The sequence below is a fragment of the Mesorhizobium robiniae genome (assembly GCF_040545535.1).
GTDB classification, from domain to species: Bacteria; Pseudomonadota; Alphaproteobacteria; order Rhizobiales; family Rhizobiaceae; genus Mesorhizobium; species Mesorhizobium robiniae.
Genome location: NZ_JBEPMC010000022.1, coordinates 24,319 through 37,892, shown reverse-complemented (window position 1 = coordinate 37,892; position 13,574 = coordinate 24,319). Strand labels below are relative to the sequence as shown.

The following is a 13,574-nucleotide window of genomic DNA, read 5'->3' as shown; positions in this document are numbered from 1 at the left end:
TCGACAACACGCTGTTCTACAAGGACGGCACCATGATGCTGCTCGGCGACGCCAAGAAGATGACCGAAGAAATCGTCAAGGCCATGGATCACTGAGCGGATATTGGCGCTGGCACTGGGCCATGAAGACCTCAACGACCATGTCGAATTGCGCCATGATCCGATGCTGGCGGTGCTGGCCGGCAAGCTCAAGGCGCGGCGTCACAAGAAATGCGCGGCCCTCGCCGGCAAGTCGGCGCTCAACCGGCTGGAACTGAGCCGGCCGCAGCCTTCGCGCTATCACAAGATCAGCCATGATGCGGCGGCGATCGAGGCGCTGTTCGTCGACTTGTTCCTTGGCGCGCTTGCGGCGCCGCCCGAAGAGATCGTGCTCGATCTGGACACCACCGACGATCCCCTGCACGGCAATCAGGAGGGGCGCTTCTTTCATGACTATTACGGCAACTACTACTACCTGCCGCTCTCCGGCTCCCTTGGTCAAGACCATAACTAAGTTTTTGAAAAATAACGACTTTTATGAAGGCCAGTTGGCGGAGAGAGCGGGATTCGAACCCGCGTTACGGTCTCCCGTAAACACACTTTCCAGGCGTGCGCCTTCAACCACTCGGCCACCTCTCCGTCTCAGCATTTCGCGCCGGCCGGTTTCGCCGCGCGGGTTGGGAGATGCGTCTCCCTTGGGGATTCCGGCCCGGAAACTCCGCGCCGTGGGTGCCGTCAACCAACCGATACCCTTCCCCGCACCTGAGCCGTCAAAGCAACAGGCGCGGGGCTCATCTAGTCGATCCGACGTCGAATGCCAAGTCATAACGGCACTCTATTCGCTTTGCCGGCCCAGTTGGTTTTACGATGCCGCCGGCGCGGGGCTTCGGTGCGGCGCCGGCTCCGCAGCAGAAGACCGGTGGCGTCTGTCCCCGGCCCATCCGGCGAACGTCGGGTCGAGCTTCAAATTCGCGTGTCGCAATTGCGAACCAGGCAAGCGCGCATTATCTCTCTGTTCGAAACAGATATTGGAAGTCGCTAGAGTTTTGGGGAGGAAGGGTCTGCATGCTTCGCTTTCTTTTCCGTCTCGCGGCAATGGTTGCGCTTTCGGTCTCCGTCATCATGGCGGTGCTCGACGCGACACGCTCGGTGGCGGCCTCCGCGGTGGTCATGACCCCGCTCAACACAAGCTGGCTGGCCGTCTCGCCGGATACACGAATCGCTTTTGAAAGCTTCGTGCGCGGCAAAGCCGGTCCGCTGTTGTGGGACGGCGTCATCGGCTGGGTGCTCAACCAGCCCGGCTTCGCAGTGTTCGCGCTGCTTGCCTTCATCTTCTACATGATCGGCTACAGGCGGCAGCGGCTGACCGGACGGTTCGCCCAGACCTGATGACTTTCCAGTGTCTCCAAACAAAGAGAAAGCCCCAAACAACGAGAAAGGGAGACCGCGCATGTTTTTTCTCAGCGACTTGCTGAACAAGAAACTCAATCTGCCGAAGCCTGCCGAGGCGCTGCCGGGTCGTGCGAAACCTATCGCGACGGCATCCGAACATTTTGTCTCGAAGCGGCCGCTCAAGGGACCCTATCCCGAGGGACTGGAGACGGCGATGTTCGGGCTGGGCTGCTTCTGGGGCGCCGAGCGCATGTTCTGGCAGGTCGAGGGCGTGTGGGTCACAGCCGTCGGCTATGCCGGTGGCGTCACCCCCAACCCGACCTACCAGGAAACCTGCACCGGTCTTACCGGCCATGCCGAAGTCGTGCTCGTCGTCTACGACCCCAAGATCGTGTCCTATGCGCAGCTTCTCAAGCTGTTCTGGGAAAGCCACGACCCGACGCAAGGCATGCGCCAGGGCAACGATGTCGGCACCACCTACCGTTCGACGATCTACACGTTCGGTGATGCGCAATACCAGGCGGCGATCGCCTCGCGCGATGCCTATGAGGCCTCGTTGCGCGGCGCCGGCCGCGGCAAGATCACCACCGAGATCGCGCCGGCGCCTGAATTCTATTTCGCCGAGGAAGACCACCAGCAATATCTGGCGAAGAATCCCTATGGTTATTGCAACCTGCAGGGCACCGGCGTCGCCTGCGCCATTCCGGCTGCTGTCTCGGCTTGAGGCCTTTGGCGAGACGATGATCCGTGGCGCCGGGATGCGGCGCCACGCTTTTCCAGAAGGTCAAAATTCCGCGTGAATTTTGTTTCGGGCCGTGCCAGATTGGCCCGAAGCGGGAGGAGGACACTCCTGTCTGATGTCGCATGCCTGCCGGAAAACCGGGCTGGCAGGCGGCGCGTAACGGAAAAAATAACCGACAGGGTGTGGATCACATGAAACGTATCGTTCTCGGCCTCCTGGCCGCAACTGCGATGGTTCTTCCGGCCTTCGCCGCGGATATTCAGCCCGCGCTTCTCTACGATCTCGGCGGCAAGTTCGACAAGTCGTTCAACGAAGCGTCCTATAATGGCGCCGAAAAGTTCAAGGCCGAAACTGGCATTGCCTATGTGGAATTCGAGGTCAGCAACGCGACCCAACGCGAGCAGGCGCTGCGCCGTTTCGCCGAGGATGGCCGCAATCCGATCGCCATGGCGGGCTTCTCCTGGGCGGATGCGCTGGAGAAGATCGCCGTCGAGTTTCCCGACACCAAATTCGCCATCATCGACATGGTCGTCGACAAGCCCAATGTCCGCTCTGTCGTCTACAAGGAGCAGGAAGGCTCCTACCTCGTCGGCGTGATGGCGGCAATGGCCTCGAAGTCGAAGAAGGTCGGCTTCATCGGCGGCATGGATATTCCGCTGATCCGCAGATTCGGCTGCGGCTATGTCGGCGGCGCCAAGGCAGCCGGCGCGACCGATGTCATCCAGAACATGACCGGCGACACGCCGGCAGCCTGGAACGATCCGGCCAAGGGCGGCGAGATCGCCAAGACGCAGATCGACCAAGGCGCCGACGTGATCTACGCGGCGGCAGGTGGAACCGGGGTTGGCGTGCTGCAGGCGGCGGCGGATGCCGGCAAGCTCGGCATCGGCGTCGATTCCAACCAGAACGGACTGCAGCCCGGCAAAGTGCTGACCTCCATGGTCAAGCGCGTCGACGTTGCCGTCTACAACACCTTCATGGACGCCAAGAACGACAAGTTCACCGGCGGCATCAACGACCTCGGCCTCAAGGAAGGCGGCGTCGACTACGCGATGGACGACAACAACAAGGCGCTTGTCGACGACGCGATGAAGGCGGCGGTCGAAAAGGCCAAGGCCGACATCATCGCCGGTACCGTCAAAGTGCACGACTATATGTCGGACAATGCCTGCCCGTATTGATCGACCGACGTCGCTGACATGATCGAAGCCGCCGGGTGAAAACCCGGCGGTTTTGCTTATCGGTAAGCTCACCAGTGCGGCGGCTTGGTCACCGGCACATCGGGCGCTGCCTGTTCCTCCAGCGCCAGGAAGCGATCGGTCAGCGCATCGAGTTTGCGCTGCATGCGCTCGATCACCTTCCATTGCTCGGCGATCTGGCCGGATAGCTCCTCGATGGTCTTCTCCTGCTCGGCGGCGCGGATTTCCAGCGTCGTCAGCCGGTCGGCGGGCATGATCATTTGAAAATCCTTGGACTTGCAAAGTGCGACATTAGAGCGACGTGCGTCCACTTGGACGCACAAAGTACGCTCTAAGACTCTTAAATCTTCGCATCGTGCTTTCCGAAAATCGAATCCGGTTTTCCGGTCGATGCTACAGCGAATGTGAAGGCTGCGGCCACGTTCGAAATTGACAAGCGCGCGGTGATTTGTCGAGAGTGAACGCTGCTCCGGCCGATTGGCACAGACGGGGTGTCATGCTAGGCGTTTTGACCAAGCGATAAAAAAATAAGAGTGGGACAGGGCTGCATGGCGCAAGCCGCAATCGAGCTGATCGGTATCAACAAGAGTTTTGGCGCCGTGCGCGCCAACCGCGACATCAATCTGGAGATCGTGCGCGGCACCATTCACGGCATTGTCGGCGAGAACGGCGCCGGCAAGTCGACGCTGATGTCGATCCTCTATGGCTTCTACCAGGCCGACAGCGGCGAGATCCGCGTCGGCGGCAAGCCGGCGTCGATCAAGTCGCCAAACGACGCCATAGCGCTCGGCATCGGCATGGTTCATCAGCATTTCATGCTGGTCGACAATTTCACAGTGCTGGAAAACGTCATTCTCGGTGCCGAAAGCGATGCCCTGCTGAAGAAGAGCATCGCCAAGGCGCGGTCGGAACTGGAACGGCTCGAGCGCGAATACGGGCTGGAGGTCGATCCCGATGCGATCATCGAGGAGTTGCCGGTCGGCCTGCAGCAGCGTGTCGAAATCCTCAAGGCGCTGTATCGCGGCGCCGAGATCCTGATCCTCGACGAGCCGACGGGCGTGCTAACGCCCGCAGAAGCCGACCATCTGTTTCGCATCCTCAAGCAGCTGAAGGAGCAGGGCAAAACGATCGTGCTGATCACCCACAAGCTGCGTGAGATCATGGCGATCACCGACACCGTGTCGGTCATGCGCCAGGGCACAATGGTGGCGACCAGGGAGACCAGGAAGACGACAGTCGAAGAGCTGGCCGAGCTGATGGTCGGGCGCCGCGTGCTGCTCAGGGTCGAGAAGGGCGAGGCGGAAGCCGGCGGTGTCAAACTCGCGGTGAAGAACCTGACGGTGAAGGATTCCCGCGGCGTCACCATGGTCGACGATATCTCTTTCGATGTGCGCGCCGGCGAGATCGTCGGCATAGCCGGCGTTGCCGGCAACGGGCAATCGGAAATGCTCGAGGCGATTTCCGGCATCAGGCGCGCCGTCTCGGGCTCCGTCATGCTCGACGGCAAGCCGATCGATCTCACCGGGGCCGCCGATCCCGGCGAACTGCGCGACCGTGGTCTCGCCCATGTGCCGGAGGACCGTCATCACGTCGGGCTGGTGCTGGCCTTCGAGGAGAACGAGAATTCGATCCTCGGCTATCACGACGATCCGCGCTACCTCCGGGGGCCGTTCCTCAACATCGACGCCATCCGCGACGACGCCAAGGACAAAATTACTAAATACGACATCCGCCCGGCGGACTGCCGGCTCAAGACCGCCAATTTCTCGGGCGGCAACCAGCAGAAGATCGTGCTGGCGCGGGAAATGGAACAGGATCCCGGCGTGCTGATCGTCGGCCAGCCGACGCGCGGCGTCGATGTCGGCGCCATAGAATTCATCCACAAACGGCTCATCGCCATGCGCGACCAGGGCAAGGCGGTGCTGGTGGTGTCGGTCGAGCTCGACGAGATCCGTTCGCTCTCCGACCGCATCCTGGTGATGTTTGCCGGCCGCATTGTCGGCGAGCGCGGCCCGGAGGCGACCGAGGGCGAGCTCGGCCTGCTGATGGCGGGTGTCGAGCGCCAGGAGGCGGCGGCATGAGCACGCCTTACGCCAAGCTGCCGGCCTGGGCCGATTACGGGCTGATCCCGGTGATCAATCTCGCCGTTGCCTTCGTCGTCGCCGGCTTCGTCGTGCTTCTGGTTGGAGAAAATCCGTTCCGCGCGGCCGCCGTCCTGGTCGAGGGAGCCTTCGGCCGAGGGCAAGGCATTGCGTTCACGCTTTTCTACGCCACCACCTTCATCTTCAGCGGGCTTTCGGTGGCGGTTGCGGCGCATTGCGGCCTGTTCAACATCGGTGGCGAGGGCCAGGGCTATATCGCCGGTCTCGGCATCGGCATCGTCTGCCTGGCCTTCGACAGCGTGCTGCCCTGGTGGCTCACCTTCCCGCTGGCGATCATCGCTTCCGCGGCAATGGGGGCGCTGTGGGCGCTGATCCCGGCCTATCTGCAAGCCAAGCGCGGCTCGCACATCGTCATCACCACCATCATGTTCAATTTCATCGCTGCCAGCGTCATGGTCTACGCACTGGTCGGGTTCTTGAAGCCGGCCAATTCGATGGCGCCGCAGACGCGTACCTTCCTCGACGGCGCGCAACTGCCGAAGCTCAACTGGGTCATCGAGCTGTTCGGCGCCAAGATACGCTCGGCGCCGTTCAACATCAGCTTCCTGCTGGCGCTGGCCATGGCCTTTCTGGTCTGGGTGCTGATCTGGCGCACCAGGCTCGGCTACGAGATGCGCACCTACGGCCACAGCTCGAAAGCGGCGCGCTATGCCGGCATTTCGGAGACCCGTATCATCATCATAGCCATGATGATTTCGGGTGCGCTGGCCGGCATGATGGCGCTCAACCCGACGATGGGCGACCAGCACAATGTCGCGCTCGAATTCGTTTCGGGCGCCGGTTTCGTCGGCATCGCCGTGGCGCTGATGGGGCGCCTGCACCCGGTCGGCATCGTGCTGGCGGCAATCCTGTTCGGCATGCTCTATCAGGGCGGCGCCGAGCTTGCCTTCGAGATGCCGGCGATCAGCCGCGACATGATCGTCATCATCCAGGGTCTGGTCATCCTGTTCGCCGGCGCGCTCGAGCACATGTTCCGGCCCTATGTCCAGGCGCTGTTCGCCTCGCTCAGCCCGAGATCTGTCGGCATGGAAGCGATCAAGGGGAAGGGCGCCTGAGATGGATTTGTTCAACGCCATCATCCAGGTTCTGGACTCGACCATCCGCCTGTCGGTGCCGTTGCTGCTCGCCTGCCTCGCTGGCCTCTATTCCGAGCGGGCCGGCATCTTCGACATCGGGCTCGAGGGCAAGATGCTGGTCGGCGCCTTCGCCGGTGCCGCCGCAGCCTCGGTCTTCCACTCCGCCTATCTCGGTCTCGGCATGGCCATCCTCATCTCGGTCGCCTTCGCGCTGATCCACGGCTTTGCCTCGATCACCCATCGCGGCAACCAGATCGTCTCCGGCGTCGCGATCAATTTCATCGCCGCCGGATCGACGATCATGCTCGGCCAGGCCTGGTTCCAGCAAGGCGGGCGCACCCCAGCGCTTGCGCCCGGCGAACGGTTCGGGGCGATCATCTGGCCCGGTGCGGACGCGCTCAGGGGCGTGCCGATCCTCGGCCCGATATATTCGGAACTCATCTCCGGCCATTCCGTGCTGGTCTATGTTGCATTCCTCGCCGTGCCGTTCACCTGGTGGGTGCTGTTTCGCACCCGCTTCGGCTTGCGTATGCGCGCGGTCGGCGAGAACCCGGCCGCAGTCGACACCGCCGGCATCTCGGTCGCCTGGCTGCGCTATCGGGCGCTGATCTGCACCGGTGTGCTCACCGGCATTGCCGGCGCCTATCTGTCGATGGTGCAGAACGGCGGCTTCGTCAAGGACATGACCGCCGGCAAGGGCTACATCGCGCTGGCCGCGCTGATCTTCGCCAAGTGGAAGCCGGTCAACGCCATGTTCGCCTGCCTGTTGTTCGGCTTCCTCGACGCGCTGTCGATCCGCCTACAGGGCACGCCGCTGCCGGTGATCGGCAAGGTGCCGGTACAGCTCATGCAGGCGCTGCCCTATATTCTCACCGTCATCCTGCTCGCCGGCTTCATCGGCAAGGCGATCCCGCCGCGCGCCGGCGGCGTGCCCTATGTCAAGGAACGCTAGACATGGCCCCGAAAAGTGGAAGCCGGTTTTCGGACCAGACCATGCGAAAAGGAAATATGAGCATGATTCCGAAAAGTGGAGCCCGGTTTTCGGACAAGATCATGCGAGGGAAAAACTAAATGTCGCATGATCTGTTCGAAGCGGCCAAGGCCGCCATGGCCAAGGCCTATGCGCCCTATTCGAAGTTTCCAGTCGGGGCGGCACTGCGCACCGAGGACGGCCGCGTCTTTGCCGGCGCCAATATCGAGGTCGCGTCCTATCCGGAAGGCTGGTGCGCCGAAACCACTGCGCTCGGCCACTACATCATGGGCGGCGGCGGCAAGATCACGGAGATCGCGGTGATCGCCGAGCGCATGGCGAAATGCTCGCCCTGTGGCGGCTGCCGGCAGCGGTTGGCCGAATTCTGCCGGCCGGAAACCAAAGTCTATCTTTGCGACAATGGCGGCGTGGTCGAGACCGTAACCATGGGCGAGATGCTGCCCTACGGCTTCCAGGGCGATATTTTGAAATGAAGGAAGCGCTAGATCGTCTCGTCGAAAGGTTGGACGGGCTGGCGCCCGCTACCGCGCTGGTGCTGGGGTCGGGCCTTGGCGGGCTCGTCGACCAGGTCGAGGACGCTGTCCGCATTTCCTATGCCGAATTGCCGGGCTTTCCCAGAAGCGGCGTCACCGGCCATGCCGGCGAGGTGGTGGCGGGACGTTTTGCCGGCACACCAGTGCTGATGCTGTCCGGCCGCGCGCATTATTACGAGCATGGCAACGCGGCGGCGATGCGGCCGGCGCTGGAGGTGCTCGCCGGCCTCGGCATCTCGAACCTGATCCTGACCAATGCCGCCGGTTCGGTCGATCCGGACATGGGGCCGGGCTCGGTGATGCTGATCACCGACCACATCAATTTCTCGGGTTCCAACCCGCTGATCGGCGAGCCGAGCGACCGCCGCTTCGTCGGCCTGACCGAAGCCTATGATGCCGGCCTTCGCGCGGCGATCGAGACGGCCGCGAAGGCGACGGATACCGCGCTGCACCAGGGTGTCTATATGTGGTTTTCCGGGCCGTGCTTCGAGACGCCCGCCGAGATCCGCATGGCGCGTATCATGGGCGCCAACGCCGTCGGCATGTCGACCGTGCCGGAGGTCATTCTTGCTCGTTTCCTCGGCCTGCGCGTCGCCGCCTGCTCGGTCATCACCAACTTTGCAGCAGGGATGACCGGGGCGGAGCTTTCGCACCAGGAGACCAAGGACATGGCGCCGGTCGGCGGTGCGCGGCTGGCGAACATTCTCCAGCGTGTGTTCCAGGACGGGTTGCCGGAGAGTAAGGTCCCGGCCTGATGCTTCCCCAGGAAATCATCCGCAGCAAGCGCGATGGCCACAAGCTGTCGGTGCAGGAGATCGCCAGCTTCATTGAAGGCGTGACATCAGGCACCGTCTCGGACGGGCAGGTCGGGGCCTTCGCCATGGCGGTGTTCTTCAACGGCATGAGCCGCGACGAGGCGGTGGCGCTGACGCTGGCCATGCGCGATTCCGGCGATGTGCTCGACTGGTCGGACCTGCCGGGCCCGGTCACCGACAAGCATTCGACAGGCGGCGTCGGCGACAATGTCTCGCTGATGGTGGCGCCGATTGTAGCCGCCTGCGGCGCCTATGTGCCGATGATTTCCGGCCGCGGCCTCGGCCATACCGGCGGCACGCTCGACAAGATGGATGCCATATCAGGCTATATCAGCCAGCCGGATGTTGCGCGTTTCCGCAAGGTGGTGCTCGAAACCGGCTGCGCCATCATCGGCCAGACCGCCGATCTCGCGCCCGCCGACCGCAAGCTCTATGCGATCCGCGACGTGTCGGGAACCGTCGAATCGGTGCCGCTGATCACCGCCTCGATCCTGTCGAAGAAGCTCGCTGCCGGCCTGCAGTCGCTGGTGCTTGACGTGAAGGTCGGCAACGGCGCTTTCATGGAGAGGTCGCGCGATGCAACGACACTGGCGAACAGCCTGGTGGACGTCGCCAATGGCGCAGGACTGAAGACCTCGGCGCTGGTCACCGGCATGAACGAGCCGCTGGCATCGGCAGCCGGCAATGCGGTCGAGGTGCGCAATGCCGTCGATTTTCTCACCGGCCGCTTCCGCGACCGGCGCCTGGAGGATGTGACGCTGGCGCTGGCCGCCGAGATGCTGCAGTCGGCCGGGCTGGTCTCGTCCAACCAGGATGGCATGCGGCGCGCCGCCGAGACGCTTGCCGGTGGCCGCGCGGCGGCCGTCTTCGCGCGCATGGTGGCGGCGCTCGGCGGTCCGGCCGATTTCGTCGAGAATCCGGAAAAATACCTGCCGAAGGTGGCGACCGAGTTTGCGGTCAAGGCGACCGAAAACGGCTTTGTCACCGGCATCGCCACCCGTGACATCGGGCTTGCCGTCGTCGGCCTCGGCGGCGGGCGCATCCGGCCGGACGACAGGATCGACCATGCGGTCGGCATCACCCGGCTGTTGCCGGTCGGTGCGGAGGTGCGGCACGGCGAGGCGCTGGCGCTGGTCCATGCCCGCAATGCCGGCGATGCCGAGGCGGCCGCGGCCGCCGTGCTGTCGGCCTACACGATCGGCGCTTCGAAGCCGCCCGCGGAAAAAACCGTCATCCGGCGGATCCTGCCGCGCGGTTAGTCCAGTCAGAAGGCTCGACCTTCATGTTGGATCATGATCTTTTCCGAAAACCGGTTTCCACTTTTCGGGATCATGGTCACTGGACGAGCAGCAGCGCGCCGTTCTCGACCTGGTATTTTTGAAGTCGCTGGAGAAAACTCAGGCCGATCAAATTGGTGCGCAGTGCTTTGTCGTCGAGCACCACCGCCTGGACGCCGTCGACCGTGATCTTGCCGATCTGCAGCCGATCGATAGTCACCACGGCAGCCTTGATCGCCCCGTTGGCGGTGTTGACCGTGTGGCGGAAGTCCGACGCGTTCAGTGAAATGCCGATCCTGCGCGCTGTCGAAGAGTTGATGGCGACCAGCGTCGCGCCGGTGTCGATCATGCCGTCGACCTGACGGCCGTTGAGCTTGAACGCCGACGTGAAATGGCCGCGGGCGTCGGCGGTGACGACGACCTTGCGGCCGAGCGGCTGCGGCGTTGCCGGCCTATCGCGAACCGCAACCAGATCCAGCTCCGTTTGCGGTTCGGCGGTGGGCCTCGCCCCGACCGCCGATTTCAACAGGTTGTCGAGTATCTGGGGATTCGACTGATAGACGATCGGGATCGACGTCGATGTTCCGGCGAGCACGCCAAGGATGAGAAGCTTGCGCAGCATGGACCGGCCTTCGTGAAGGCCCATACCTATCGCGACATAGTGTTTGCCGCTTTAACAGATGCGGAAAGCGGCCGTTTGCGTAAACGATCGGTAAATGAGTGGCACGGTCACTTCGTCCCGTACATGCGATCGCCGGCGTCGCCAAGGCCGGGCATGATATAGCCCTTCTCGTTGAGCTGGCGGTCGATGGAAGCGGTGAACACCGGGACATCGGGATGCGCCTGGGTGAAGCGCTCGAGGCCCTCTGGTGCCGCCAGCAGACAGAGGAAGCGGATGTTGGTGGCACCGCGCCCTTTCAGCTTGTCGATCGCCGCGATCGCCGAATTGGCGGTCGCCAGCATCGGGTCGACGACGATCACCAACCGGTCGGCGAGATCGCTCGGCGCCTTGAAGAAATACTCGACCGCTTCCAGCGTTTCATGGTCGCGGTAGAGGCCGATGTGGGCGACACGCGCCGCCGGCACCAGGTCGAGCAGGCCTTCGAGCAAGCCGTTGCCGGCGCGCAGCACCGAGGCGAAGACCAGCTTCTTGCCCTCCAGCGTTGGCGCTTCCATCGTCTCGATCGGCGTTTCGATCGTCGTCGTCGTCAGTTCGAGGTTGCGGGTGACCTCGTAGCCGAGCAGCAGCGAGATCTCCCGCAACAACCGCCGGAAGCCGGCCGTCGAGGTTTCCTTCTTGCGCATGATGGTCAGCTTGTGCTGGACAAGCGGATGGTCGACGACGGTGACGCCCTTCATGGTGTTCTCCTAGCTGCGCAGGTGAATGGTGAATAGTGAATAGTGAATAGGTTTGCGAGTCCTTGGTTCAGCGGAAAAACCGCGGTTGACGGACCGAGGCGCCGAGTGGACCATTCACCATTCACCATTCACCATTCACCATTCACCTACCCTTGACGTCGAGCCGGCCCAGCAGCATTGCCCTGGTCTTCTTATCGACGAAGGCGGCCTCGATTGCGGTTCTGGTGACGGCGGCGAGCGCCTTGTCGTCCATCGAAAAATGCTCAGCGGCAATGTCGTATTCGCGCTTCAGCGACGTCCAGAAATAGGGCGGATCGTCGGAGTTTAGCGTCACCTTGCAGCCCGCCGCCCGCAGTGCCGGAAAAGGGTGGTCGGCGAAACTGTCGAAGACCTTCAGCGCGATGTTGGAGCCGGGACAGCATTCGAGCACGACGCCTTCGTCGGCGATGCGCCTGATAAGATCTGGGTTTTCGATGGCGCGCACGCCGTGACCGATGCGGGAGGGGCGGATGTGGTCGAGCGCCGCCTCGACACTCTCCCATCCCATAAGTTCGCCGGCATGGACAGTGATGCCGAGGCCGGCTTCGCGCGCGATTTCGAAAGCCCTGACATAGTCCTCCAGATCGCCGATCCGCTCGTCGCCGGCGACGCCGAAGCCGGTGACCAGCGGATGCCCGCAACGGGCCGCAAAGCGCGCTGCCTGCTCGATCGATTGGACGCCGGCGTTGCGCACGCCGGTGACGATCATGCGGCCCTCGATGCCGGTCTTGGCCTTGGCGCGCGCCATGCCTTCGCCGAGTGCGTCTGTGTAGGCCTTGGGCGACAGGCCGGCCTTCCCGGCGTGGTCCGGCGAGGTGAAGATCTCGGAATAGATGGCGCCGTCTCGGGCGAGGCTGGTCAGGTAATGATCGGCCAGCCGCGCATAGTCCTCTTCCGTGCGGAACAGGTCGGAGGAGAAGTCATAGGCAGCGAGAAACGAGGTGAAATCGTGCCAGATGAAAGAGCCATCCTGAATGTAAGGCGAGGTGTCCTTGCCGTATTTCTGCGCCTGGCGGATGACGAGTTCGGGCGCCGCTGCCCCTTCGATATGGCAGTGCAGTTCCGCTTTCAAAGGCATGCAATCATCCCGTCAGGTCAACCCGGGGTCGTGGAGCATAAGCGTGATTCCACAACCGAGAAGCGCGGCCGAACACCGCGCCTTAAACAATAGCGTCGGCACCATCGATCGGCTATGGTCCCGCCGGTTTTATGGCGGATCAAAAATAATGTCGGTTGAGAGAACCACGGCCGTTGGCGGCATGGAGACCTCCTATGGTTTCAAGCGTGTAGGGGCAGGCGAGAAGCAGTCCCTGGTCAATGACGTTTTCCACAAGGTCGCGAACCGCTACGATCTGATGAACGACCTGATGTCGGCCGGGCTCCACCGGCTGTGGAAGGACGCCATGGTCACATGGCTCAATCCACCGAAACGACCCGGCTGGAGCGTTCTCGACGTTGCCGGCGGCACCGGCGACATCGCCTTCCGCATCGTCGAGGCGAGCGGCAGGAACGCTCATGCCACCGTTCTCGACATCAACGGCTCGATGCTCGCCGTCGGCCGCGACCGGGCCGAGAAAAACGGCCTGACTGACAATACCGATTTCGTCGAAGCCAATGCCGAGGAACTGCCGTTCGCCGAGGCCAGTTTCGACGCCTACACGATCGCCTTCGGCATTCGCAACGTGCCGCGCATCGATGTGGCGCTCGCCGAAGCCTATCGTGTGCTGAAGCCCGGCGGGCGCTTTCTGTGCCTTGAATTTTCCGAGGTCGACATGCCGGTGCTCGATAAGGCCTATGAGGCGTGGTCATTCAATGCCATCCCCAGGATCGGCAAGGCGGTCACCGGTGACGGCGAGCCCTATTCCTATCTGGTTGAATCGATCCGCAAATTTCCCAATCAGCAGAATTTTGCGGCGATGATTTCCCGCGCCGGCTTCGACCGGGCCTCTTTTCGCAATTATTCCGGCGGCATTGCTGCGCTTCATTCGGGCTGGAAGCTTTGAGGCTGGCC

Annotated in this window: 14 protein-coding genes, 1 tRNA gene and 1 pseudogene; 11 read left to right on the top strand and 5 right to left on the bottom strand. The window is 62.8% G+C overall.

Annotation, left to right across the window (positions count from 1 at the left end; translation table 11 throughout):
* Nucleotides 1-102: 102 nt before the first annotated feature.
* Nucleotides 103-462: pseudogene (locus ABID19_RS33665) on the top strand (transposase); the annotation flags it as partial.
* Nucleotides 463-527: 65 nt separating this feature from the next.
* On the opposite strand, the gene ABID19_RS33660 reads toward ABID19_RS33665, so the two are convergent.
* Nucleotides 528-617: transfer RNA gene (locus tag ABID19_RS33660), tRNA-Ser, on the bottom strand.
* A 426-nt stretch (nt 618-1,043) separates the two neighbouring features.
* Between ABID19_RS33660 and ABID19_RS33655 the strand changes: the two genes are divergently transcribed.
* From ABID19_RS33655 to ABID19_RS33645, 3 genes are all read left to right on the top strand, one after another.
* A complete protein-coding gene (locus ABID19_RS33655) occupies nt 1,044-1,367 on the top strand; it encodes a hypothetical protein (protein ID WP_352935222.1) in 324 nt (107 codons plus the stop codon).
* A 61-nt stretch (nt 1,368-1,428) separates the two neighbouring features.
* Nucleotides 1,429-2,094: a peptide-methionine (S)-S-oxide reductase MsrA gene (msrA, locus tag ABID19_RS33650; protein ID WP_354494810.1), complete on the top strand. Its 666-nt coding sequence runs from the start codon at nt 1,429-1,431 to the stop codon at nt 2,092-2,094.
* A gap of 209 nt (nt 2,095-2,303) precedes the next feature.
* Nucleotides 2,304-3,293 carry a BMP family lipoprotein gene (locus ABID19_RS33645; protein WP_352935217.1) on the top strand — a complete coding sequence of 330 codons (990 nt, stop codon included), beginning with the start codon at nt 2,304-2,306 and terminating at the stop codon, nt 3,291-3,293.
* A 68-nt stretch (nt 3,294-3,361) separates the two neighbouring features.
* Here the strand turns inward: ABID19_RS33645 and ABID19_RS33640 are convergent, their stop codons facing one another.
* Complete coding sequence (locus tag ABID19_RS33640; protein ID WP_123151274.1) at nt 3,362-3,568, bottom strand: SlyX family protein; 207 nt, start codon at nt 3,566-3,568, stop codon at nt 3,362-3,364.
* 291 nt (nt 3,569-3,859) lie between these two features.
* Between ABID19_RS33640 and ABID19_RS33635 the strand changes: the two genes are divergently transcribed.
* The 6 genes from ABID19_RS33635 (at nt 3,860) to deoA (ending at nt 10,147) form a co-directional block, all read left to right on the top strand.
* Nucleotides 3,860-5,392, top strand: coding sequence for an ABC transporter ATP-binding protein (locus tag ABID19_RS33635; RefSeq protein ID WP_352935214.1), 1,533 nt, complete (start codon nt 3,860-3,862; stop codon nt 5,390-5,392).
* Nucleotides 5,389-6,528: an ABC transporter permease gene (locus ABID19_RS33630; protein ID WP_352935212.1), complete on the top strand. Its 1,140-nt coding sequence runs from the start codon at nt 5,389-5,391 to the stop codon at nt 6,526-6,528. Before ABID19_RS33635 ends, ABID19_RS33630 begins: the two co-directional genes overlap by 4 nt.
* A 1-nt stretch (nt 6,529) precedes the next feature.
* A complete protein-coding gene (locus tag ABID19_RS33625) occupies nt 6,530-7,501 on the top strand; it encodes an ABC transporter permease (RefSeq protein ID WP_354494808.1) in 972 nt (323 codons plus the stop codon).
* Between the two features lie 119 nt (nt 7,502-7,620).
* Nucleotides 7,621-8,013, top strand: a complete 393-nt coding sequence (cdd, locus tag ABID19_RS33620; RefSeq protein ID WP_354494806.1) for a cytidine deaminase — start codon at nt 7,621-7,623, stop codon at nt 8,011-8,013.
* Nucleotides 8,010-8,828, top strand: a complete 819-nt coding sequence (locus ABID19_RS33615; RefSeq protein WP_354494804.1) for a purine-nucleoside phosphorylase — start codon at nt 8,010-8,012, stop codon at nt 8,826-8,828. Before cdd ends, ABID19_RS33615 begins: the two co-directional genes overlap by 4 nt.
* Nucleotides 8,828-10,147, top strand: a complete 1,320-nt coding sequence (gene deoA / locus ABID19_RS33610; RefSeq protein WP_354494802.1) for a thymidine phosphorylase — start codon at nt 8,828-8,830, stop codon at nt 10,145-10,147. The genes ABID19_RS33615 and deoA overlap by 1 nt, the downstream gene beginning before the upstream one ends.
* 76 nt (nt 10,148-10,223) lie before the next feature.
* Here the strand turns inward: deoA and ABID19_RS33605 are convergent, their stop codons facing one another.
* From ABID19_RS33605 to ABID19_RS33595, 3 genes are all read right to left on the bottom strand, one after another.
* Complete coding sequence (locus tag ABID19_RS33605) at nt 10,224-10,787, bottom strand: TIGR02281 family clan AA aspartic protease (RefSeq protein ID WP_354494800.1); 564 nt, start codon at nt 10,785-10,787, stop codon at nt 10,224-10,226.
* Nucleotides 10,788-10,894: 107 nt separating this feature from the next.
* Nucleotides 10,895-11,524, bottom strand: a complete 630-nt coding sequence (upp, locus tag ABID19_RS33600) for a uracil phosphoribosyltransferase (protein ID WP_352935197.1) — start codon at nt 11,522-11,524, stop codon at nt 10,895-10,897.
* 142 nt (nt 11,525-11,666) lie between these two features.
* The gene (locus ABID19_RS33595) at nt 11,667-12,641 is read right to left on the bottom strand and encodes an adenosine deaminase (protein ID WP_354494798.1); all 975 of its coding nucleotides are present in this window, start codon (nt 12,639-12,641) and stop codon (nt 11,667-11,669) included.
* A 148-nt stretch (nt 12,642-12,789) separates the two neighbouring features.
* Between ABID19_RS33595 and ubiE the strand changes: the two genes are divergently transcribed.
* Nucleotides 12,790-13,566, top strand: a complete 777-nt coding sequence (gene ubiE / locus ABID19_RS33590) for a bifunctional demethylmenaquinone methyltransferase/2-methoxy-6-polyprenyl-1,4-benzoquinol methylase UbiE (RefSeq protein ID WP_354494796.1) — start codon at nt 12,790-12,792, stop codon at nt 13,564-13,566.
* Nucleotides 13,567-13,574: the final 8 nt, after the last annotated feature.

Bases quoted from the DNA above. Each gene is read 5' to 3' on its own strand.
- ABID19_RS33655 (WP_352935222.1), top strand. From the start codon at position 1,044: ATGCTTCGCTTTCTTTTCCGTCTCGCGGCAATGGTTGCGCTTTCGGTC.
- ABID19_RS33630 (WP_352935212.1), top strand. From the start codon at position 5,389: ATGAGCACGCCTTACGCCAAGCTGCCGGCCTGGGCCGATTACGGGCTG.
- ABID19_RS33625 (WP_354494808.1), top strand. From the start codon at position 6,530: ATGGATTTGTTCAACGCCATCATCCAGGTTCTGGACTCGACCATCCGC.
- ABID19_RS33615 (WP_354494804.1), top strand. From the start codon at position 8,010: ATGAAGGAAGCGCTAGATCGTCTCGTCGAAAGGTTGGACGGGCTGGCG.
- ABID19_RS33635 (WP_352935214.1), top strand. From the start codon at position 3,860: ATGGCGCAAGCCGCAATCGAGCTGATCGGTATCAACAAGAGTTTTGGC.
- cdd (WP_354494806.1), top strand. From the start codon at position 7,621: ATGTCGCATGATCTGTTCGAAGCGGCCAAGGCCGCCATGGCCAAGGCC.
- ABID19_RS33595 (WP_354494798.1), bottom strand. From the start codon at position 12,641: ATGCCTTTGAAAGCGGAACTGCACTGCCATATCGAAGGGGCAGCGGCG.
- upp (WP_352935197.1), bottom strand. From the start codon at position 11,524: ATGAAGGGCGTCACCGTCGTCGACCATCCGCTTGTCCAGCACAAGCTG.
- msrA (WP_354494810.1), top strand. From the start codon at position 1,429: ATGTTTTTTCTCAGCGACTTGCTGAACAAGAAACTCAATCTGCCGAAG.
- ABID19_RS33605 (WP_354494800.1), bottom strand. From the start codon at position 10,787: ATGCTGCGCAAGCTTCTCATCCTTGGCGTGCTCGCCGGAACATCGACG.
- deoA (WP_354494802.1), top strand. From the start codon at position 8,828: ATGCTTCCCCAGGAAATCATCCGCAGCAAGCGCGATGGCCACAAGCTG.
- ubiE (WP_354494796.1), top strand. From the start codon at position 12,790: ATGTCGGTTGAGAGAACCACGGCCGTTGGCGGCATGGAGACCTCCTAT.
- ABID19_RS33645 (WP_352935217.1), top strand. From the start codon at position 2,304: ATGAAACGTATCGTTCTCGGCCTCCTGGCCGCAACTGCGATGGTTCTT.